The 18,588-nt window shown below is 63.2% G+C and carries 20 protein-coding genes; 8 read left to right on the top strand and 12 right to left on the bottom strand.

Annotated features, from left to right (window positions below; all coding sequences use genetic code 11):
* The first annotated feature begins 800 nt into the window (after window positions 1-800).
* From CAF70_RS25635 to CAF70_RS25620, 4 genes are all read left to right on the top strand, one after another.
* Entirely contained in the window at window positions 801-1,205 is a 405-nt protein-coding gene (locus CAF70_RS25635; RefSeq protein WP_085627365.1) for a TraR/DksA C4-type zinc finger protein, read from the top strand.
* Between the two features lie 178 nt (window positions 1,206-1,383).
* Window positions 1,384-1,578: a hypothetical protein gene (locus tag CAF70_RS25630; RefSeq protein WP_085627364.1), complete on the top strand. Its 195-nt coding sequence runs from the start codon at window positions 1,384-1,386 to the stop codon at window positions 1,576-1,578.
* Between the two features lie 408 nt (window positions 1,579-1,986).
* Window positions 1,987-2,457, top strand: a complete 471-nt coding sequence (locus tag CAF70_RS25625) for a hypothetical protein (protein ID WP_003259020.1) — start codon at window positions 1,987-1,989, stop codon at window positions 2,455-2,457.
* Window positions 2,454-2,666, top strand: coding sequence for a hypothetical protein (locus CAF70_RS25620; protein WP_085627363.1), 213 nt, complete (start codon window positions 2,454-2,456; stop codon window positions 2,664-2,666). The genes CAF70_RS25625 and CAF70_RS25620 overlap by 4 nt, the downstream gene beginning before the upstream one ends.
* A gap of 12 nt (window positions 2,667-2,678) precedes the next feature.
* Here CAF70_RS25620 and CAF70_RS25615 read toward each other — a convergent pair whose 3' ends face one another.
* From CAF70_RS25615 to CAF70_RS25585, 7 genes are all read right to left on the bottom strand, one after another.
* Complete coding sequence (locus CAF70_RS25615; protein WP_085627362.1) at window positions 2,679-3,044, bottom strand: Na+/H+ antiporter subunit G; 366 nt, start codon at window positions 3,042-3,044, stop codon at window positions 2,679-2,681.
* Window positions 3,041-3,319 carry a K+/H+ antiporter subunit F gene (locus CAF70_RS25610; protein WP_003250109.1) on the bottom strand — a complete coding sequence of 93 codons (279 nt, stop codon included), beginning with the start codon at window positions 3,317-3,319 and terminating at the stop codon, window positions 3,041-3,043. The genes CAF70_RS25615 and CAF70_RS25610 overlap by 4 nt, the downstream gene beginning before the upstream one ends.
* On the bottom strand, window positions 3,316-3,804 hold the full coding sequence (locus CAF70_RS25605) for a Na+/H+ antiporter subunit E (protein ID WP_085627361.1): 489 nt from the start codon (window positions 3,802-3,804) through the stop codon (window positions 3,316-3,318). Before CAF70_RS25605 ends, CAF70_RS25610 begins: the two co-directional genes overlap by 4 nt.
* Entirely contained in the window at window positions 3,801-5,480 is a 1,680-nt protein-coding gene (locus tag CAF70_RS25600) for a monovalent cation/H+ antiporter subunit D (protein WP_085627360.1), read from the bottom strand. Before CAF70_RS25600 ends, CAF70_RS25605 begins: the two co-directional genes overlap by 4 nt.
* On the bottom strand, window positions 5,477-5,821 hold the full coding sequence (locus tag CAF70_RS25595) for a Na+/H+ antiporter subunit C (protein WP_013971840.1): 345 nt from the start codon (window positions 5,819-5,821) through the stop codon (window positions 5,477-5,479). Before CAF70_RS25595 ends, CAF70_RS25600 begins: the two co-directional genes overlap by 4 nt.
* Window positions 5,821-8,736, bottom strand: a complete 2,916-nt coding sequence (locus CAF70_RS25590; RefSeq protein ID WP_085627359.1) for a monovalent cation/H+ antiporter subunit A — start codon at window positions 8,734-8,736, stop codon at window positions 5,821-5,823. Before CAF70_RS25590 ends, CAF70_RS25595 begins: the two co-directional genes overlap by 1 nt.
* A 150-nt stretch (window positions 8,737-8,886) precedes the next feature.
* Window positions 8,887-9,837, bottom strand: a complete 951-nt coding sequence (locus CAF70_RS25585) for a DMT family transporter (protein ID WP_085627358.1) — start codon at window positions 9,835-9,837, stop codon at window positions 8,887-8,889.
* 83 nt (window positions 9,838-9,920) lie between these two features.
* On the opposite strand from CAF70_RS25585, the gene CAF70_RS25580 reads away from it, so the two are divergent.
* Entirely contained in the window at window positions 9,921-10,484 is a 564-nt protein-coding gene (locus CAF70_RS25580) for a helix-turn-helix domain-containing protein (protein WP_085627357.1), read from the top strand.
* Between the two features lie 125 nt (window positions 10,485-10,609).
* On the opposite strand, the gene CAF70_RS25575 is transcribed toward CAF70_RS25580, so the two are convergent.
* Entirely contained in the window at window positions 10,610-11,158 is a 549-nt protein-coding gene (locus CAF70_RS25575) for a cysteine hydrolase family protein (RefSeq protein ID WP_085627356.1), read from the bottom strand.
* Window positions 11,159-11,240: 82 nt separating this feature from the next.
* Here CAF70_RS25575 and CAF70_RS25570 point away from each other — a divergent pair, with 82 nt between their 5' ends.
* On the top strand, window positions 11,241-12,224 hold the full coding sequence (locus CAF70_RS25570; protein WP_085627355.1) for a GlxA family transcriptional regulator: 984 nt from the start codon (window positions 11,241-11,243) through the stop codon (window positions 12,222-12,224).
* Window positions 12,225-12,329: 105 nt separating this feature from the next.
* Window positions 12,330-12,710: an antibiotic biosynthesis monooxygenase gene (locus CAF70_RS25565; RefSeq protein WP_085627354.1), complete on the top strand. Its 381-nt coding sequence runs from the start codon at window positions 12,330-12,332 to the stop codon at window positions 12,708-12,710.
* On the opposite strand, the gene CAF70_RS25560 is transcribed toward CAF70_RS25565, so the two are convergent.
* Together CAF70_RS25560 and CAF70_RS25555 are read right to left on the bottom strand one after the other, a co-directional pair.
* A complete protein-coding gene (locus tag CAF70_RS25560; RefSeq protein ID WP_085627353.1) occupies window positions 12,689-13,459 on the bottom strand; it encodes a S9 family peptidase in 771 nt (256 codons plus the stop codon). The genes CAF70_RS25565 and CAF70_RS25560 overlap by 22 nt on opposite strands.
* Window positions 13,443-14,561: a DUF3182 family protein gene (locus CAF70_RS25555; protein WP_085627352.1), complete on the bottom strand. Its 1,119-nt coding sequence runs from the start codon at window positions 14,559-14,561 to the stop codon at window positions 13,443-13,445. The genes CAF70_RS25560 and CAF70_RS25555 overlap by 17 nt, the downstream gene beginning before the upstream one ends.
* A gap of 220 nt (window positions 14,562-14,781) precedes the next feature.
* Here CAF70_RS25555 and CAF70_RS25550 point away from each other — a divergent pair, with 220 nt between their 5' ends.
* Window positions 14,782-16,590 (top strand): aminopeptidase P family protein, encoded by a 1,809-nt coding sequence (locus CAF70_RS25550; protein ID WP_085627351.1) that lies wholly within the window; start codon window positions 14,782-14,784, stop codon window positions 16,588-16,590.
* A gap of 49 nt (window positions 16,591-16,639) precedes the next feature.
* On the opposite strand, the gene CAF70_RS25545 is transcribed toward CAF70_RS25550, so the two are convergent.
* Complete coding sequence (locus tag CAF70_RS25545; protein ID WP_085627350.1) at window positions 16,640-16,921, bottom strand: hypothetical protein; 282 nt, start codon at window positions 16,919-16,921, stop codon at window positions 16,640-16,642.
* Window positions 16,922-17,111: 190 nt separating this feature from the next.
* Complete coding sequence (gene rhtA, locus CAF70_RS25540; RefSeq protein WP_085627349.1) at window positions 17,112-17,999, bottom strand: threonine/homoserine exporter RhtA; 888 nt, start codon at window positions 17,997-17,999, stop codon at window positions 17,112-17,114.
* Window positions 18,000-18,588: the final 589 nt, after the last annotated feature.

Below are 18,588 nucleotides of genomic sequence, written 5' to 3'. Positions count from 1 at the left end.
CAGCACTGGGCTATCGTTCACCGAACGAATATGCAAAAGGCTTGAGGCAGTTGGCTCATTAGCCAGCTTCTTGGCGTCCGCTGCCATGGGACAGGCCCATGGTTCCTTTTTGCCACGACAAAAAGGGACCCGCCGTAAGGGCGGAAAGGTGATTAAGCGCCACCTTTGAAAATGAATGTTGACCTTGTTGTTGATGCCCACGCTTGAAAGCGAAGAGCGAAGAGCGAAGAGCGAAGAGCGAAGAGCGGAGAGCGGAGAGCGGAAAAGTACTGGTCTTGATATCGCGCATAGTCCATTTACGATGGCGACGCATACTCACCTTTTCGCCCTTACGGCGAGTCACTTTTTGCCAAACGCGGCAAAAAGTAACCAAAAAACGCTGCGCTCCCATCATCCGGCCCCTACGCTACGCTCCGGGGTTCCCTCGCGCCGGTCTTGCTCCCGGGAGTACGCGCTGCAGGCCCCATCCATGGGGCCTCAGCGCTTGACGGGCATCCATGCCCGTCACCTCCCTCCGCAAGACCTCTGCTCGGCCTCCTGAAGTCGCGAAGATCAAGATCAAGATCAAGATCAAGAGCCGGAGCCGGAGCCGGAGCCGGAGCAGAGGGCGCCGACTGGCGGAATGTGGGCATCGGAAGCAAATTCACACCCAATTGCAGTTGCTCCACGCGACGCGGCGCCTTAGACTGCCGCCCCCTGTAAAAAGAGTGCCGGTTGGCGCTTGAAGAATTCCGCTGCCGATGCCAAGGCGTCGGCGGCACCCGAATCGCCCAAATGCACATTTTTTCATAGAGAAATCGATGACCAAGGAACAGTTGCTGGCCATGTCGGCCGATGACTACATGAACGCTGAGCAGCTGGCTTTCTTCGCTGGCCTGCTGCAGGCGATGAAAGTCGAAACCCATGAACGCATCGAGCTGAGCCGTGCCACCATCGAAGGCCTGGACACCCCGTCGGACCCTGCCGACGTGGCTTCGGTCGAAGAAGAGCGTAGCTGGCTGGTAAATGCCATCGACCGCGACCAGCGCCTGCTGCCGCAGCTGGAAATGGCCCTGGACCGTATTGCCGACGAAAGCTTCGGCTGGTGCGATGACAGCGGTGAGCCGATCGGCCTGAAGCGTCTGCTGATCAGCCCGACCACCAAGTACTGCATCGAAGCCCAGGAGCGCCACGAGCAGCTCGACCGCCACCAGCGCCAGGTGTAACCCCGCGCGGTGTGCCAAGCCCCACGGAGCGATCCCTGGGGCTTTTTGCGTTTCTTGCCGGCGCCGGTTTTGTTGCCCTGCACGTAACACTGCTGTACCGCGATGCGCTGTTTCCAGGACGTAAGCAGGCGTATCATGGCTTTATCGTTAGGGTGCTAATTAAATTCCGGAGGGAGTGATGAATAGCCGGGTCGATGTAGCCGTGATGATTGGTTCGGGTGTGCCAGCCACCCTGCGGGAGCTAGGTAAACGCATTTGCTGGGTAGTGCTGGTCAATGGCGAACGTCGTGGTACCGCGTTCGCCACGCGAGAGGAGGCACTGGAGTGCCAGGCGGCTTGGCAACAGCAGTTGAAGAAGGGGCTTGCCGCCTGAGCGCAGCGGGTGCCACCGGTGAAGGGGCGGTATGGTGTTCAGGCTGTTCCCCTGCAAGAAATACACGTTGCCTCTCGACGAATTTCGGTGTTTTCGTGCATATTCTTCCTCCAGTAATGCGCTGAAGGATTACAGGGCCCGTTCTCACGTGCGCTCTGGCATTGCCTGCTGCACCTTCTTCTGGCGATATGTCTGTCAGACATTAGCTTCCTGAATCGGGAAGGTGCCGACAGCCTGTAGTGAGGCCATATCTGGCAAGCCAGGGTAAAGAATCCTGCGCGCTGCATCGCCAGCGGGCACAGACATTTCGCATATCGTTTTATTACTCTTTTCACCTATCGACAAGAAATGACCGTGTCTCACCGAGCTTGGGTGGGGGCGGGTTGTAACCGGTTGAGGATTACTTCATTGGCAGTCAGCACTCTTGATACTCATGCGTTGTTCGCCCTCGGCGACCTGCGCGGTAAATTGGCCCAGTTGTTTCAGGGCCGCTTTGTCTATGTCACCGAACAGAGTCCAGAAGGCCTGTACATGGCCGAAATCGACACCGAAAGCGCATTGGTCGTCGATGACAAGCAACGTTTGGAGCTGAAGGTCGGTGACCACTTTCGCGCCGCTGTATTGCCAAGCCGGGAAGGCGGCAAACTTGAAATGCGCTTTCGCGAAATCAAGTTGAACGTATATGGCGTGGGCGACTACGCCTTCGTATCGGTCCCCGAAGGCGAGGGCATCGTTTTCCGTGAGGGGCACGGTGTAATGTTGGTGTTCGCCGCGCAGCAACAGGTGCAGGAAGGCCTGGGCAAGCTGCTCAAGGCGGTGACCGGCAAGGTGGCCAAGTGGCGCAAAGGTGAGTTGACCACCTTCAAGGCCAGCGAATGACCCACAGTGATGACGCGCCTGCAACGCGTGCCGAGTTCCATCGGCAGCACCAGGCGGATGCCGTGGCCGAGGCCGAGCGTTTGCTGGCCAGGCGTGAAGCACTGCAAGGCGCCTGGTTGAACTGGGTGGCAGGCGAATTATACCGCCTCGGCCCGCCGCCTTATGTGGCCATGGTCCGGCGCGAGTTGCAGCGCCTTGCCCAAGGGTGAGGCGACAACCTTTCAGTTACAGTGATCGCGGCCGCTGCTGACTTCTTCAGGTACCGGCTCTTTCGCCATGCGCTTGCGGAACAGCGCCGCCCGGGCCAGCAACAGCGTGGTCACCGGTACGGTGATCGACAGCAGAATCGGAATCAGCCAGGCGTGCAGCACCGGTGCTTCCTTGAGCCAGGAAAAGTAGATGATCGAGGCCAGCGCCACGCACCAGGCACCAATGGTCGAGGCCAGGGCCGGCGGGTGCATGCGCTGGAAGTAGTCCTTCAGGCGCAACAGGCCCACGGCACCGATCAGGGCGAAAAGGCTGCCGGTCAGCAGCAGCGCGGCAGTGACCAGCTCCAGCCAGAAAGGGAGTTGCAGGGTTTCAGTCACTCGATCACCTCACCGCGCAGCAGGAACTTGGCCAGGGCAAACGAGCCAACGAAACCGAATAGCGCAATCAGCAGGGCACCTTCGAAGTAGGTGTCACTGGCATAACGGATCCCCAGCACCAGCATGGTCAGCATGGCCAGGATGTACAGGTAGTCCAGCGCCAGCACCCGGTCCTGGGCGGACGGGCCGCGGAACAGCCGGATCAGCGCCAGGCCCATGGCCAGGGCAAAGATGAACAGGCTGGCGAGGACAGCATTGGCGAGCAGGCCTGTCATTGGAAAATCTCCATCAGCGGGCGTTCGTAGGTGTCCTTGAAGTGCTGGATGAAGGCCGCCTCATCGTCCAGGTCGAACACGTGTAGCAGCAATACGCTGCGGTCCAGTGCCAGTTCGGACCAGACCGTGCCGGGCACCACTGTTGTAATCATCGACAGCGCCGCCAGGCCATGCGGGTCACGCAGGGCCAGGGGGATGTGCACGAACGCCGAGCGTGGCGGCCGCTTGCCGGCACGCAGTACGCCACGGGCAACCAGCAGGTTGGACATGATCACATCGATGCCGACCCGGCCAATCAGCCGGACGATGGCCAGCGGTCGCCGCACATGGGCATGCTGCGGGCGCAGCGGTGCCATCAGCAGCGGCGCCAGCACGCCGAGCGCGGTTGCCAGTAGCAGGTTGCCGGGGCTGAGCGAAAGGTTGAGCAACAGCCACAGGCCGAACAGCGAAACCGATAACAGCGGTGCGGGGAACAGTCGACTCATGGCTGCACCTGTACGTCGAGCGAGGTGGGGCCAGGAGCCGGCCGGGCGGCCATCACGGCTTCAATATAGGCTTCGGGGGCCTGCAGGCTGGCGGCGGTGTCCTGGGTGTAGCGCAGCAGCGGTTCGGCCTTGAGGCTAAGGATGATGCACAAGCCGAGCAGGATGACGATGGGCAGGCATTCATAGCGACGCAGCACCGGCGACGGGCGTTCCTCGGGCTTCCAGAAACGCTGGATGCCGACGCGGCCGAAGGCGATCAGCGAGGCCATGCCAGAGAGGATCAGCAGCGCCACCAGGCCCCAGCCTGCCGTGCCCAGTGGCTGCTCGGGTGGCACGCCCAGCCCCTGCGGGTTGAACAACGCGCTGATCAGGTTGAGTTTGCCGACAAAGCCCGACAGCGGCGGCATGCCGATGATCAGCAGGGCGCAGGCGATGAAGCTGAGGCCGAGGAAGGCCATGGTCCACGGGATGATCTGGCCGATCACCACCTTTTGCTCATCGTCGAGGTTGATGCCCTTGGGCGGGTGCAGTGACTCCAGCGGTGGCGGCATGGCGCCTTCTTCGTCCTCGAGTGGCGCTTCGTTGGCCGAACGCGAACGTTCGACCAGTTCGGCGAGCAGGAATAGCGCGCACAGCGCCAGGGTCGAGTTGACCAGGTAGAACAGTGCCGCACCGGTCAGCGCCGACTGAGCGAAACCGACGGCGCCGAGCAGGGTACCGGCCGAGACCAGGATGCTGAGGGCAGCCATGCGCTCCAGGCGCTGCGCGGCCAGGATCGACACCGCCGCCACCGCCAGGGTGACCAGGCCACCATATACCAGCCATTCACCACCAAAGTGCGCCGAGGCCCCGGCCTGCCCGGAGAACAGTAGCGTCCACAGGCGCAGCACGGCATAAAGGCCGACCTTGGTCATGATGGCGAACAGCGCCGCCACTGGCGCGCTGGCCGAGGCATAGGCCGGCACCAGCCAGAAGTTCAGCGGCCAGATGCCGGCCTTGACCAGGAAGGCCATGGCCAGGATCGCCGCGCCGGCGTGCAGCAGGCCACGGTCGGCCTCTGGCACCAGCGGAATCTTCAGGGCCAGGTCGGCCATGTTCAGGGTGCCGGTCACGCCATACAGCATCGCTGCGCCGATCAGGAACAACGACGAGGCGAAAAGGTTGACGGCAATGTAATGCAGGCCGGCACGCACCCGGGCACGACCCGAGCCATGCAGCAGCAGGCCATAGGACGCGGCCAGCAGCACTTCGAAGAACACGAACAGGTTGAACAGGTCGGCAGTCAGGAAGGCGCCGTAGAGGCCCATCAACTGGATCTGGAACAGCGCGTGGAAGCTGGCCCCGGCAGCGTCCCAGCGGGCGCGGGCAAACAGCAGGGCACTGAAGCCGATGATGCCGGTGAGGGTCATCAGCAGGGCCGACAGGTGGTCGACCACCAGCACGATGCCGAACGGTGCTGGCCAGTTGCCTGGCAGGTAGACACCGATCGATTCCGCCTGGCCCTGAATGCGCACCCACAATAACAGGCTTACCGCGATCGCCAGGCCGGTAAAAGTCGATAGCAGGTTCAGCCGGGCCTTGATCTGCCGGTGTTTCTCGCCCAACAGCAGCATCACTGCTGCGGTCACCAGCGGCAACAGGATGGGCGCGATGATCAGTTGGCTCATGCCACTCATTCGTCACGCTCCCGGCCATCCACGTGGTCGGTACCGGTCAGGCCACGCGAGGCCAGCAACACCACCAGAAACAGCGCGGTCATGGCAAAGCTGATGACGATGGCGGTGAGCACCAGGGCCTGCGGCAGCGGGTCGGTATAGTGCAGCAGGTCCTGGGGTACACCGTCCTTGATGATCGGCTCCTTGCCGATGAACAGGCTGCCCATGCTGAAGATGAACAGGTTGACCCCGTACGACAGCAGGCAAAGGCCCATGATCACCTGGTAGGTTCGTGGACGCAGGATCAGCCACACCCCCGAGGCGGCCAGCACGCCGATGGCAACTGCAATCACTTCTTCCATCAGGCGGCTCCTGCTTGGCTGGTTTTCGCCGGGTTGCCCGGGCGGTAGGCGCGCACCGACTGGTGCGCCAGGGCAGTGAGGATCAGCAGCGTCGAGCCGACCACCACGGTGAACACGCCGACATCGAAGAACAGCGCGCTGGCCACGTGCACATCGCCGAGCAACGGCAGGTGCAGGTGGGCAGTATGGGTAGTGAGGAACGGGTAGCCCAGCAGCATGGCGCCCGCACCGGTCAGGGTTGCGCACAGCAGCCCGGTGCCCATCCAGCGCAGCGGTCGCAGGCTCATCTGCGCCTCGACCCACTGGGTGCCGGCCACCATGTACTGCAGGATGAACGCCACCGACATCACCAGGCCGGCGACAAAGCCGCCACCGGGCTGGTTATGGCCGCGCATGAACAGGTACATCGACACCAGCAGGGCGATCGGCAGCAGCAGGCGCACCAGCACCGCGGGCACCATCATGAACCCCAGGGCGGTGTCGGTGGCATGCCGCGGGTTGATCAGGTCGGTGACCACGTCGGGTGCCAGCTGGCGCTGTTGCGCCGGCAACTGCATGCTTTCCTTCGGCGGGCGGAAGCGCCGTAGCAGGGCGAACACGGTCAGTGCCACGGCCACCAGCACGGTGATTTCACCCAGGGTATCGAAGCCCCGGAAGTCGACCAGCATGACATTGACCACGTTGGTGCCACCGCCCTGGGGCAGCGCCCGGCTCAGGTAGAACGAGGAAATGTCGTTGGGTGTCGGCCGGGTCAGCATGGCGTAGGACAGCACCGCCATGCCGCCACCGACCAGCACCGCCAGCAGCAGGTCGCGCAGGCGCCGCATGCGCGCACGCTCCAGGCTGCCCGGCAGCGGCGATACGCCTTCGATCCGCCGCGGCAGCCAGCGCAGGCCGAGCAGGATCAGCACGGTGGTGACCACTTCCACTACCAGCTGGGTCAGGGCCAGGTCGGGCGCGGAGAACCAGACGAAGGTGATGCAGGTCATCAGGCCGCAGACACTGACCATGATCAATGCCGCCAAGCGGTGGTACTTGGCCTGGTAGGCGGCGCCAATGGCACAGGCGATTGCAATCAGCCATAGCGCGACGAACACGCCCGAACCCGGAATCTTCGGCCGGTCGCCCCAGCTCAGGCCGCTGTAGAGCATGGGGGTGAGGCCGGCGAGGAACGCGGCGAACACCAGCATGAACAGCTGCGACTGCAGGCGGCGGCTGGTGAGCAGGCGCTCGAGGCGCCGTGCCAGCAGCATCAGCTGCACCTGGCCGTGCTCGAACAGGCGCTTGCCGTTGAAGCGCTCGATCACCGGCGGGTAGGGGAAGCGGCCCCGGCGCAGCTGCTTGCGCAGCAACAGGTACAGCACGATACCGCCGCTCATCGCCACCAGGCTCATGACCAATGGCGCGTTCCAGCCGTGCCAGATGGCCAGGCTGTATTCCGGCAGGGTGCCGCCCACCACTGGAAGGGCGGCGGCAGCCAGCAGCGGGCCGACCGACTGGGCGGGGAAGATGCCCACCACCAGGCAGACAAGCACCAGCAGTTCGACCGGCGCACGCATCCAGCGTGGCGGTTCGTGCGGGGTGTGCGGGAGGTCCTGGGCGGTGGGACCGAAGAACACATCGACGGTGAAGCGCAGGGCATAGGCCACGCTGAAGGTGCCAGCCAGGGTGGCGATCACTGGCAGCGTGGCCTCGACCCAGGCGGTGGCGCTGATGAACACCGTTTCGGCGAAAAACATTTCCTTGGACAGGAAGCCGTTCATCAACGGTACGCCGGCCATCGAGGCACTGGCCACCATGGCCAGGGTGGCGGTGTATGGCACCAGGCGGATCAGCCCGCTGAGGCGGCGGATGTCACGCGTGCCGCTCTCGTGGTCGATGATGCCGGCAGCCATGAACAACGAGGCCTTGAAGGTGGCGTGGTTGAGAATGTGGAATACCGCCGCGACGGCGGCCAGCGGGCTGTTCAGGCCCAGCAGCAGGGTAATCAGGCCCAGGTGGCTGATGGTCGAGTAGGCCAGCAGGCCCTTGAGGTCGTTCTGGAACATGGCGGCGAAGGCGCCGAGCAACAGGGTGAGGGCGCCGGCACCGCCGACGATCCAGAACCACTCCTCGCTACCCGACAGCACCGGCCATAGGCGTGCCAGCAGGAACACCCCGGCCTTGACCATGGTCGCCGAGTGTAGATAAGCCGATACCGGAGTGGGCGCTGCCATGGCGTGGGGCAGCCAGAACTGGAAGGGGAATTGTGCGCTCTTGCTCAGGGCGCCGATGAGTATCAGCGGCAGCAGCACCGGGTACAGCGCATGCTGGCGGATGGTGGTGCCGGCAGCCAGGACCTTGTCCAGGTCGTAGCTGCCAACCACATGGCCGAGTAGCAGCGCCCCCACCAGCAGGCACAAGCCGCCTGCGCCCGTGACCATCAGCGCCATATAGGCACCGCGGCGGGCGTCGGCACGATGGTGCCAGTAGCCGATCAGCAGGAAGGAGAACAGGCTGGTGAGTTCCCAGAAGAACACCAGCTGGATCAGGTTGCCCGAGATCACCAGGCCGAGCATGGCGCCCATGAACGCGAGGAAGAAAGCGAAGAAGCGTGGTACCGGGTCTTGTGGCGACATGTAATAGCGGGCGTACAGCGACACCAGCGCACCGATGCCCAGCACCAGCAGCGAGAACAGCCAGGCGAAGCCGTCCATGCGCAACACCAGGTTCAGCCCAAGGCTGGGCAACCAGAGGAATTCTTCGCGAATCACGCCACCGTGGGCAACCTGAGGGTACAGCAGTGCTACCTGGACCGTGCCGACCAGGGCCACGAGCCCGGCGAGAATGGACTCCGCGTTACGTGCGTTGTGCGGCAGCACGGCTGCCAGGCAACTGCCCACGAACGGCAGAAGCAATAGCACTATCAATGACATAGCGTTCTATTCTGGAGAAGTTTGCAAAGAATCATACGTGCCGCGGGGTTGATCACCAACACGCAAGCTGTCGCAGAATCATACAAACAGGCTGTGACAAGCTGTTTTTTTATAACAGTTTTTTACAAAGCATAGCCGTAGTTGGCGGCTTTACAGCCCCGTCTGGCGTTCGCCTTCTTCCTGCTCTTCTCGTGCTTCAGCCGCCTCGCGTGGGCGGCGAACCTTGAGCTCGCTGACCACCACCGCGATCACGATCAGCAGGCCGCCGAGCAGTGCCACGCCCGGCAGGCGCTCACCGGCGATGCGCCCGACGATCCCGGCCCATACCGGTTCGCCGGCATAGATGAGGGTGGCACGGGTGGGCGAGACCGATTTCTGCGCCCAGTTCATTGCCACCTGGATCACCGCGCTCATGGCGCCCAGGCCCACGGCGCTGGCCAGCAGCAGCCAGGAGAAGTCGGGTAGACGTTCCTGGGTCGGCACGACCATCAGGAACGCCAGTAGCGAGGCGGTTGCCAGTTGCACCACCGTCACCCGGCGCACATCGACCTGGCCGGCGTAACGGCTGATCAGGATGATTTCGCCGGCGATGGCCACGGCGCTGACCAGGGTGACCAGCTCGCCTTCGCTAAAGTGCAGGCTGCCACCCTCAGGCCCGGCCAGCAGCATCAGCCCGGTGAACGCCAGGCAGATGCCGAGGCTGGGCATCAGGCCGGGTCGCCGGCCCAGTACCAGCCATTGCAGTAGCGGTACGAATGGCACGTACAGTGCAGTGATGAACGCCGACTGGCTGCTGCTGATGGTTTGCAGGCCCATGGTCTGCAGGCCGTAACCGAGCATGATCGACACGCCGATCAGGATGCCGGCCTTCAGTTCGGTAAAGGTCAGCCCGGGCAGCGCCCGCGCCGAGACCACGCCAACGAACAGCGCGGCCGCAGCGAAACGCAGGCCAACGAAGAACATCGGGCCGCTGACAGTCATCACGTTGTGCACCAGCAGGAAGGTGCCGCCCCACAGCATGGTGATGAACACCAGCACCAGCTCGGCCTTGCTCAGGCGAAAGGTAACGGCGGAGGTCGGCTTGCTGCTGGGCTGGTTCATGGTCTTGCGCACTCGGAGAGGGCGGCGCACAATCGCCGCAAAGTGGGCAGTATACTGCGCAATATCGACCAGTGAGCAATATAGTGCACAAAGATTCTTCGCACCGGGCCTCGGTGCTGCAACATGTCAGCCTCAATGTACGCAGCCTGCGCACCGCCATCGGCATGAGCCAGACGGCGCTGGCCGAGCGCTCCGGCGTCAGCCGGCGCATGCTGGTGGCGATCGAGGCGGGCGAAAAGAATGTGAGCCTGACCACGCTCGACCTGATTGCCGAAGCCTTGGGCGTGGCTTTCAGTACCCTGATCCAGGCACCTGACCAGCGTGACCCCGGGCGCATCGACGAGTTGGCCTGGGCCGGCGAGCACCCGCAGAGCCGGGCGGTGCTGTTGGGCAGCAGTGTGGCGCGGCGGGAGGTGGAGCTGTGGGAATGGACCCTGGCACCGGGCGAGTGCTATTCCAGCGAGGCCGATGCCGAGGGCTGGAGCGAGCAGATCTATGTGGCGCAAGGGCAACTGACGCTGGTTATCGAAGGGGCCGAGCATCGCCTGCAGGTGGGGCAGTTCCATGTGTTTCCCAGCAATTGCCGGTATGCGTATCGCAACGACGGGGTGGAGGCTGTGCGGTTTGTGCGCAATGTGGTGATCTAAGGGCGCGCAGGGCTGCACCACCTGTGGAAACGGGCATGCCCGCGAACACCGGCGGCGCCGGTGCCATCCTCCGCGTCGCCTGATTCGCGGGCACGCCCGCTCCCACAGGTGCTGAGCAAGCCTGATCAGCTATTCAGCAACTCATCGGTCCTGACCACCTTGGCATAGGCAAACGCCAATGCCGCCATCACTGAATCATGCACCTGCGCTGCCGGCACCCGCTTGCCATCGAACTCCAGTGGCAGCGTGGCACACGCGTCGTGGGCCACGGTCACGTCATAACCCAGGTCGGCCGCGGCACGGGTGGCGGCGTCGATGCACATGTGGCTCATGCTGCCGGCGATGGTCACGGCCTCGACACCATGCCGGTCCAGCGTATTCTCAAGATCGGTCCCGAGGAAGGCGTTCACTTTGTGCTTTAGCACTACCGGCTCACCGGCCCTGGGCTCGACCTTGGCGTGGATGGCAGCGCCCTGCGAGCCTGGCGCGAAGAACGGGGCATCGGCGCTGTCGAACTCATGCCGCACATGCACCACCAGGTCGCCCCGGTGACGCGCTGCTGCCAGCAGGCGGGCGGCATTGTCGACCGCCTGGTCGGCACCCTCGAGGGTCCATTTGCCGCCCGGGAAGTAATCGTTCTGGATGTCGATGATGATCAGCGCCTGCTTGCTCATGCTGCCTCCTGTGGCAGTAGTCGTTGGATGACGTTAGTTATAGGCTGTGTGCACTGACCTGAGGATTGGCGCGAACGACACTATGCGGGCAAAAACTGACAACCCTGCCAGCCTGGACATCGGCCTGCTGCTATACCCCGGTGCGCAGCGCGCTGCCGTGCATGGGCTGGCCGACCTGTTCCTGGTGGCCAACCGGGTGGCTGGCGAACTGGGGGCATGCGAGTTGCCGCCGGTGCGTATCAGCTTCTGGCAGGCGGACGAGGCCGGGCAGTTGCAGCCTGCCCTCGAGAGCCCACCTGCCGTCGCGTCCGATCTGCGGGTGCTGATCATTCCGCCGAGCCTGGAGTCGGCACCGCAGGGTGAACTGCTAGAGCGCCACCGCGCGTCATTGCGCCAGTTGCACGGGCGCGGCACGGTGCTGGCATCAGTCTGCATCGGGGTGTTCTTCATCGCCGCCAGTGGCCTGCTCGATGGGCGTCCGGCCTGTACCCACTGGAACTACGTGCATTCGCTTGCCCAGCGTTTTCCTCGCGTGCGGATCGAGGCCCAGCAACCGTTGCTGGACGATGGAGACATCATCACCTCGGCCGGGCTTATGGCCTGGACCGAGCTGGGCTTGCGCTTGCTGGAGCGCTTCATGGGCGCGACGGTGGCGCGGGAAACTGCCCGCTACCTGGCGGTCGATCCGGTTGCGGCGCCGTTGCCCGGTGCCGTGTTCAACCCGCGCCTGGACCATGGCGATGAGGCGGTGCTGAAAGTGCAGCACTGGTTGCAGGGCAATGGAGGGCAGGATGCCGACCTGGCCGGCATGGCTGCCTGCGCGGGGCTGGAGGAACGCACCTTCCTGCGGCGTTTTCGCGCTGCCACGGGGCTGCGGCCAACCGAGTACTGCCAGCAGGTGAGGGTGGGACGGGCGTGTCGCTTGCTGGAGTTCACCAGGCGCAATGTCGAGCAGATCGCCTGGGGTGTCGGTTACCAGGACCCGGGGGCGTTTCGCAAGGTGTTTCAGCGTATCACCGGTCTGACCCCGAGTGATTACCGGCGGCGCTTCGCGGTATCGGGCTAGGGTACGGGGCGTTCCCAAGGCGGAAAAACGCTTGACCTTGATATAACTTGAGGTTTTACCCTGCTCGGCATCGCGCTGCATGCGTCCGTCAGCAGGAGACCATTCATGATGGCAACATCCCACCCCCTGTGGTTTACCCAGATGATCGAATATGAGGTGCCCGGCAGCTGCCAGCAGGCGTTGGCCGAGGCGCTGGTGGCACGCAGCGAAGAACTGGCCGCGCGCTGCGAAGGGTTGCAGGGTGTCAGTATCCAGGCCAGTGACGATGGCAGCCGGGTGTTGCAGTACCTGCAATGGCAGTCCCGCCAGGCGTGGGCGGCCGCGGCCGTGCTGTTCAACGAGGAGCCGTTGCTTGAACTGCTTGGCCAGCATCAGGCGCGTAGCGTCAACTTTGCCGCGTACCAGACCCTGCGCAGCCTGGTACGCGGCGCCGATGGCGGCCTGCAGTGCCTGGTGGGTGGGCCTCAGGCATACCAGGGTGCGTAGTGCGGGTAACGGTCCAGGCGGGCGCCAATGACCATTTCGCTGACCCATGCCGCCAAGATCGAGCTGTAGGCTTTCTGGCTCTCTTCGCTGGACAAGGCGTGGTCGGCACCGTCGACGATGCGGTGAGTGAGCGAATGGGCGCTGACAAATGCCGAGCGGTAGCTCATCAGCGTGCTGTGTGGCACGTAGTCGTCCTGTTCGGACTCTACCAGCAGCACATCGCCGCCGAACTCGGCACAGGCTGCCAGTGCGCGGTTGTCCGCCGGGCCGAGCGGGCGCTGGCGGTAAGCGTTCAGCCGTTGCCGATCGAGGGTTTGCTTGGGGAGGTTCCATTCGTCGTCCCAGTACATGGCGGGTACCCGCAGGGCCAGCCATTTGACCGGCCGCTCGCGGGTCAGCAGGGTGGCCAGGTAGCCACCATAGCTGCTGCCGATGATGGCGATGGCACTGCTGTCGACGGCCGGGTGGCTTACCAGCCGGTCATAGGCCACCAGCAGGTCTGTCAGGTTCTGCTCGCGGGTTACCGTCAGCCGTTGGCTTTCGGTTTTTTCGTGGCCGCGCAGGTCGAAGGTCATGCACACACAGCCCAGCCCGGTGATATGCCGGGCGCGGGCCAGGTCACGTTGCTGGCTGCCACCCCAGCCGTGGACGAAGAGGATGCCCGGCATCTTGCTGCCGGGGCTGACCAGGGTGCCGACGATGCTGTCATCCTCGACCTGCAGTTCAACGGTTTCACTCTGAATGGTCATGTTCGCGAATCCGCGCAAATTTGCTGAGTTGTCCGAGTTCACTGTCGTTTCCTTGGTAGAAGAGGGTGGCGTCAGTGGGCAGTTCGGGGGTGCCGAACACTTCATGGGTGGAGGCACGCACCCGTTGCAATGCCGGGTCGTCGGCGAACGCTTGCAAGGCCAGCAGCTCGGCACTGCTGGCACCGCCCAGGCGCCAGGATTGTTCGAGTACGCCGCTGCGCAGGTGGCCCTGATGGTTGACGCCGCGGGCGATGTCGTAGTTGCGCCGTGAGGCGATGAAGCCGGGGAAGTGCTGCTCGGCGGCCTGCTCGTAGGCCATCGCCTGGTTGATGGCCAGGCGCAGCGGCTCGTCCAGCGGCAGTTGCAGCAGCGCCTGGTAGTCACCGCGTACCACTACCAGGTCGGAGCCGCCATACACTTGCGTGCCCTGATGGTCGCGGGTGAGCTGCTGGGTGCCGTGATAGCTGCAGGTCAGGCCGGCGACGCGTACCTGGCCGACGCTGAAGGTTTGCACTTCACTGAGGTCTTCCTCGAGCACCAGCCCCCATAACGAAAGGGCCTGCTCATCCATGCCGGCCAGCAGTGGTTCCAGTTCATCCACCGTGGTGATGACCTGTTGCCCTCGGCCTGCGCAGGCAAGCACCGGCTTTATTCGCAACGGGCCGTCCGTCAATAACAGCTGTGCGGCGATGCGCGCATCGGCCTTGCTGAACACGGTATAGCCGCGCAGCAGGGCGTCGCTGGCTTGCCGGGCGAAGGCGTCGGTCCAGCCCGGCGGGAAACTGGCGCCTGCCGGCAGCGGGTGGGAGATTGCCTTGGTTGCCATGTAGGGGTATGCGACCAGGCCGCCGAACAGGTCCTGCTCGCTGGATATGCCCAATGCAGCATGGCGCTTGGGATCGACCAGGGTTTCGGTGGGCAGGTAGTAGTAGCCATCGGTGGCGCTTGGTGGCTGGCTGGGTTGCACGTGCGGGCAGCCAAGCAGACGGGCCAGGCCATCGGCAAGCTTGAGGTGTACGGCATGCTCGTGGTCGGGGGTGTGCGCGCGGGTGTCGAGCAGCACCACGCCGCTTTTAGGGGCGCAGCCATTGGGCATGGTCATTTGCCTGTATGCAATGAATGTACTGAGTGTGAAGCCGGTGCTTTGAGGAAGTTCAGCGAAACTTGATCGGTGGTCCTGGCCCTTCTGTAGGAAATGTCTGGTATGCGCAGGGCGTGACGGGCAATGCATGCCGTGTGTCGGTCGCCAAGATTGCAGGGCTGCGGCGGCTGTTCCATTATCGGCGCACTGGATAAACCGTGATGTAGCCGCAGGAGAGCGCATGAACGTTCAGACCACCCTTGGGCAAAGCGTGCCGCAGCGCCTCGTGCAGGTGCGCCAGGCAATGGCAGCAGAGGGCATCGATGCCTTGCTGGTACCCTCGGCCGACCCCCATCTTTCCGAATACCTGCCCGGTTACTGGCAGGGGCGCCAGTGGCTGTCGGGTTTCCACGGCTCGGTCGGCACGCTGGTGGTTACGGCTGGCTTTGCCGGGTTGTGGGTCGATAGCCGCTACTGGGAACAGGCGGAGCACGAGTTGGCAGGCAGTGGCATCGAGTTGATGAAGTTGCTGCCGGGCAAGCCTGGCGCGCTGGAGTGGCTAGCGGATCACGTCGAGCCCAATGGCAAGGTGGCGGTAGATGGCGCGGTCATGGCCTTGGCTTCGGCGCGCCAGCTGGGTGAGCGGCTGAAAGCGCGCGGGGCGCGCCTGGTGACTGACAAGGACCTGCTGGGCCAGGTCTGGGAGGGGCGCCCGGCACTGCCGGGCAATCCGGTCTACCAGCATTTGCCACCGCAGGCCACGGTGAGCCGTGCGGAAAAACTGGCACAGTTGCGCCAGAGCGTGCAGGCCAAGGGGGCCGACTGGCACTTTATCGCTACCCTGGATGACATTGCCTGGTTGTTCAACCTGCGCGGCAGCGATGTACCCTACAACCCGGTGTTCGTGGCCTTTGCCCTGATCAGCCAGCAGCAGGCCATCCTGTTCGTTGGGCAGGACAAGCTCGACGAACATCTGCGCCAGGTGCTGGCGGCCGACGGTATCGAAGTGCGCGACTACGCCGAAGCCGGCCAGGCCCTTGCCGCGATGTCGGCCGGTAGCCGATTGCTGATCGACCCGGCCCGGGTAACCTGTGGCCTGCTGGACAACCTGCCGGCCGAGGTGGAACTGGTCGAAGGACTCAACCCCAGCACCCTGAGCAAGTCGTGCAAGGGTGACGAAGACCTGGTACACATCCGCCAGGTAATGGAGCAGGACGGTGCGGCCTTGTGCGAGTTCTTCGCCTGGCTCGAGGCCAGCCTCGGTCGGGAGCGGGTTACCGAACTGACGATCGACGAGCAGCTGAGTGCCGCGCGTGCCCGCCGGCCAGGCTTCGTGTCGTTGAGTTTCTCGACCATCGCCGCCTTCAATGGCAATGGCGCGATGCCGCATTACCGTGCCACGGAGCAGTCCCATGCAGTCATCGAGGGCGACGGGTTGCTGCTGATCGATTCGGGCGGCCAGTACCTTGGCGGCACTACTGACATCACTCGCATGGTGCCGGTGGGCAACCCAAGCCAGGCGCAGAAGCAGGATTGCACGCGCGTGCTCAAAGGCATGATCGCCCTGTCGCGCGCTACCTTCCCGCGTGGCGTGCTGTCGCCGTTGCTCGACGCCATTGCCCGGGCACCGATCTGGGCTGATCAGGTGGATTACGGCCACGGTACCGGGCATGGGGTAGGTTACTTCATGAATGTGCACGAAGGGCCGCAAGTGATTGCCTACCAGGCGGCGCCCGCCCCGCAGACGGCGATGCAGGTGGGCATGATCAGCTCGATCGAGCCGGGTACGTATCGCCCGGGGCAGTGGGGGGTACGTATCGAGAACCTGGTGGTCAACCGCGAGGCTGGCAAGAGCGTCTTCGGCGACTTCCTGAACTTCGAGACCCTGACGCTGTGCCCGATCGACACCCGTTGCCTGTTGCCCGAGCTGCTCGCCAGGGAAGAGCTGGACTGGTTGAACGGTTATCACGTCAAGGTGCGCGAGCGCCTGGCGCCCTTGCTCAAGGGCGAGGCACTGGCCTGGCTGGAAGCGCGCACCGCGCCGTTGTAAGGAAAAATGTGAGCCAATGAAAAGGGCAGCTTGAGAGCTGCCCTGTTTTCTACTTGCAGATGACGATCATGCTGCGGCTGGTGTAACCCGCCGGGTTGATCCCGAACAAGTAGTCACCGGGTTCCTCATCAGTATCGCCCGAGCGGGCAATGACCCGGTAGCCGCGCGTGCTGCAAGAGGTCGCGGCCTTGCTGTAGCAGTTGTCCCACGATGAAGAAAGGCCAGAGCAGTTGATATGCAGGCCTTTCTTGCCCCTTTTGACCTCAGTCTTGGCCGTGGCGGCACATCCAGCAATAGCCAAGATGGCCAGGATGAGCAAAATACGTTTCATTCCTGTCCTTAAATGCAGGGCGGATCAGTTGTCTGGCCCCGTCGTTATCGCTTCGGTTCTTCCTGAAATATCCCCAGCGTCCGTGTTCGGTCCAGTAGATAGCGTAAAGATGATGATTCTGTGACAGCTTAATCAGCGAGAAGGGTCGCTACAATCATTAATCCTGTCTCAAATGAAAATATTTCTCATATCAGTCTGCTGCGACGGCCGGGCTGGGCTCCTTGCGCATCGACAGGGTGGTACCGACCGACGCGGTAATGATTGCCAGAATAGCCAGCCACTGGGTAATCGTCAGCACCTCGCCCAGGAACAGCAGGCCGGACAGTGCGCCGAATGCTGGCTCGATGCTCATGAGGGTGCCGAAGGTGCGTGCCGGGATGCGCGTGAGGGCAACCATTTCCAGGCTGTAAGGCAGAGCAGTGGACAGTACCGCGACGCCCAGTGCCATGGGGATCAATGAAGGTGTGAGCAAGGCGCTGCCGGCATGGGCGATACCGACGGGGGCAACGAACAGCGCGGCGACCACTACGCCCAGTGCGGCACTCTGGATACCATGCTCGGCCCCGGCACGCTGCCCGAACAGGATGTACAGCGCCCAGCATACGCCCGCGCCCAGGGCGTAGGCTGCGCCGACCGGGTCGAGGGCCTGCCCGCCATGGCCGGCCGGCAGCAACAGCAACAGGCCGACGATAGCCAGGGCAATCCACAGGAAGTCGATCGGTCGACGCGAGGAGACGATCGCCACGGCCAGCGGGCCAGTGAACTCCAGCGCAACGGCAATGCCGATCGGCACTGTTTGCAGGGCCATATAGAAGAGGAAATTCATGCCGCCCAGCGCCATGCCATAGATGATGACATTGCGCAGGGTGTTGGTGGTCATGCGGACACGCCACGGGCGCAGTATCAGCAGCATGATGATGCTGGCGAAGATCAGACGCAGGGTGGTAGTGCCTTGGGCGCCGACGAGGGGAAACATGCTTTTGGCCAGGGAAGCACCAGACTGTATCGATGCCATGGCGATGAGCAGCAGGCCGATCGGGAAGAGGGTAGCGGCCAGGCTGCGGGGCTGGGTGTTCATTTCTGTGCGGCGATCCTTGGCGGGTTGGGGGTGAGCAATATAGTGCGCAATTACGAGGGAAGGGGGCAAGGTGCATGGCGTAGTTATTTCGGCCCCTTAGCGATTGCCCGCCGCGCAGACAAGGCGGTCGCGTGCGCTGGCACTGACATTACTGGCCCGAAACAGATATGGGAGCAGCCTTGTGCTGCGAAGCGCCGCGCGGGCGGCGCTCGATCTCATAGGCGCTGAAGGTGGTGTGGCGAGCACCTGGCGGCTCTGACGCGGTCTTTTTCAAAAAGATTCTAAATTATTGAAATTAAAGGTTGACCTCCTGAAAAGCCGCCCTATAATGCGCACCACTCCAACGCGGTAGCGAAGCAAAGCCAGCCACCCTGTTGAGTCAAGTGTTTGAAGCTAAACGAGTTTCTCGCAAAAAACTTCAAAATAAACGCTTGACAGCAAATGAGGAAAGCGTAGAATGCGCGCCTCGGTTGAGACGAAAAGCTCTTAACCAAACGCTCTTTAACAAATCGAATCAAGCAATTCGTGTGGGTGCTTGTGAGTACGGACTGATAGTCACAAAGATTATCAGCATCACAAGTGGCCATGC

The organism is Pseudomonas sp. B19(2017), assembly GCF_002113165.1.
GTDB lineage: Bacteria > Pseudomonadota > Gammaproteobacteria > Pseudomonadales > Pseudomonadaceae > Aquipseudomonas.
Note: the sequence above shows the minus strand (reverse complement) of the source record. Positions and strands in the feature narration are given on the sequence as shown.

What these genes read in the sequence shown, in the direction of transcription:
- CAF70_RS25635 (WP_085627365.1), top strand. Translation starts at nt 801, where the DNA reads ATGACCAAGGAACAGTTGCTGGCCATGTCGGCCGATGACTACATGAAC.
- CAF70_RS25630 (WP_085627364.1), top strand. Translation starts at nt 1,384, where the DNA reads ATGAATAGCCGGGTCGATGTAGCCGTGATGATTGGTTCGGGTGTGCCA.
- CAF70_RS25620 (WP_085627363.1), top strand. Translation starts at nt 2,454, where the DNA reads ATGACCCACAGTGATGACGCGCCTGCAACGCGTGCCGAGTTCCATCGG.
- CAF70_RS25610 (WP_003250109.1), bottom strand. Translation starts at nt 3,319, where the DNA reads ATGACAGGCCTGCTCGCCAATGCTGTCCTCGCCAGCCTGTTCATCTTT.
- CAF70_RS25605 (WP_085627361.1), bottom strand. Translation starts at nt 3,804, where the DNA reads ATGAGTCGACTGTTCCCCGCACCGCTGTTATCGGTTTCGCTGTTCGGC.
- CAF70_RS25600 (WP_085627360.1), bottom strand. Translation starts at nt 5,480, where the DNA reads ATGAGTGGCATGAGCCAACTGATCATCGCGCCCATCCTGTTGCCGCTG.
- CAF70_RS25595 (WP_013971840.1), bottom strand. Translation starts at nt 5,821, where the DNA reads ATGGAAGAAGTGATTGCAGTTGCCATCGGCGTGCTGGCCGCCTCGGGG.
- CAF70_RS25590 (WP_085627359.1), bottom strand. Translation starts at nt 8,736, where the DNA reads ATGTCATTGATAGTGCTATTGCTTCTGCCGTTCGTGGGCAGTTGCCTG.
- CAF70_RS25585 (WP_085627358.1), bottom strand. Translation starts at nt 9,837, where the DNA reads ATGAACCAGCCCAGCAGCAAGCCGACCTCCGCCGTTACCTTTCGCCTG.
- CAF70_RS25575 (WP_085627356.1), bottom strand. Translation starts at nt 11,158, where the DNA reads ATGAGCAAGCAGGCGCTGATCATCATCGACATCCAGAACGATTACTTC.
- CAF70_RS25570 (WP_085627355.1), top strand. Translation starts at nt 11,241, where the DNA reads ATGCGGGCAAAAACTGACAACCCTGCCAGCCTGGACATCGGCCTGCTG.
- CAF70_RS25565 (WP_085627354.1), top strand. Translation starts at nt 12,330, where the DNA reads ATGATGGCAACATCCCACCCCCTGTGGTTTACCCAGATGATCGAATAT.
- CAF70_RS25560 (WP_085627353.1), bottom strand. Translation starts at nt 13,459, where the DNA reads ATGACCATTCAGAGTGAAACCGTTGAACTGCAGGTCGAGGATGACAGC.
- CAF70_RS25555 (WP_085627352.1), bottom strand. Translation starts at nt 14,561, where the DNA reads ATGACCATGCCCAATGGCTGCGCCCCTAAAAGCGGCGTGGTGCTGCTC.
- CAF70_RS25550 (WP_085627351.1), top strand. Translation starts at nt 14,782, where the DNA reads ATGAACGTTCAGACCACCCTTGGGCAAAGCGTGCCGCAGCGCCTCGTG.
- CAF70_RS25545 (WP_085627350.1), bottom strand. Translation starts at nt 16,921, where the DNA reads ATGAAACGTATTTTGCTCATCCTGGCCATCTTGGCTATTGCTGGATGT.
- rhtA (WP_085627349.1), bottom strand. Translation starts at nt 17,999, where the DNA reads ATGAACACCCAGCCCCGCAGCCTGGCCGCTACCCTCTTCCCGATCGGC.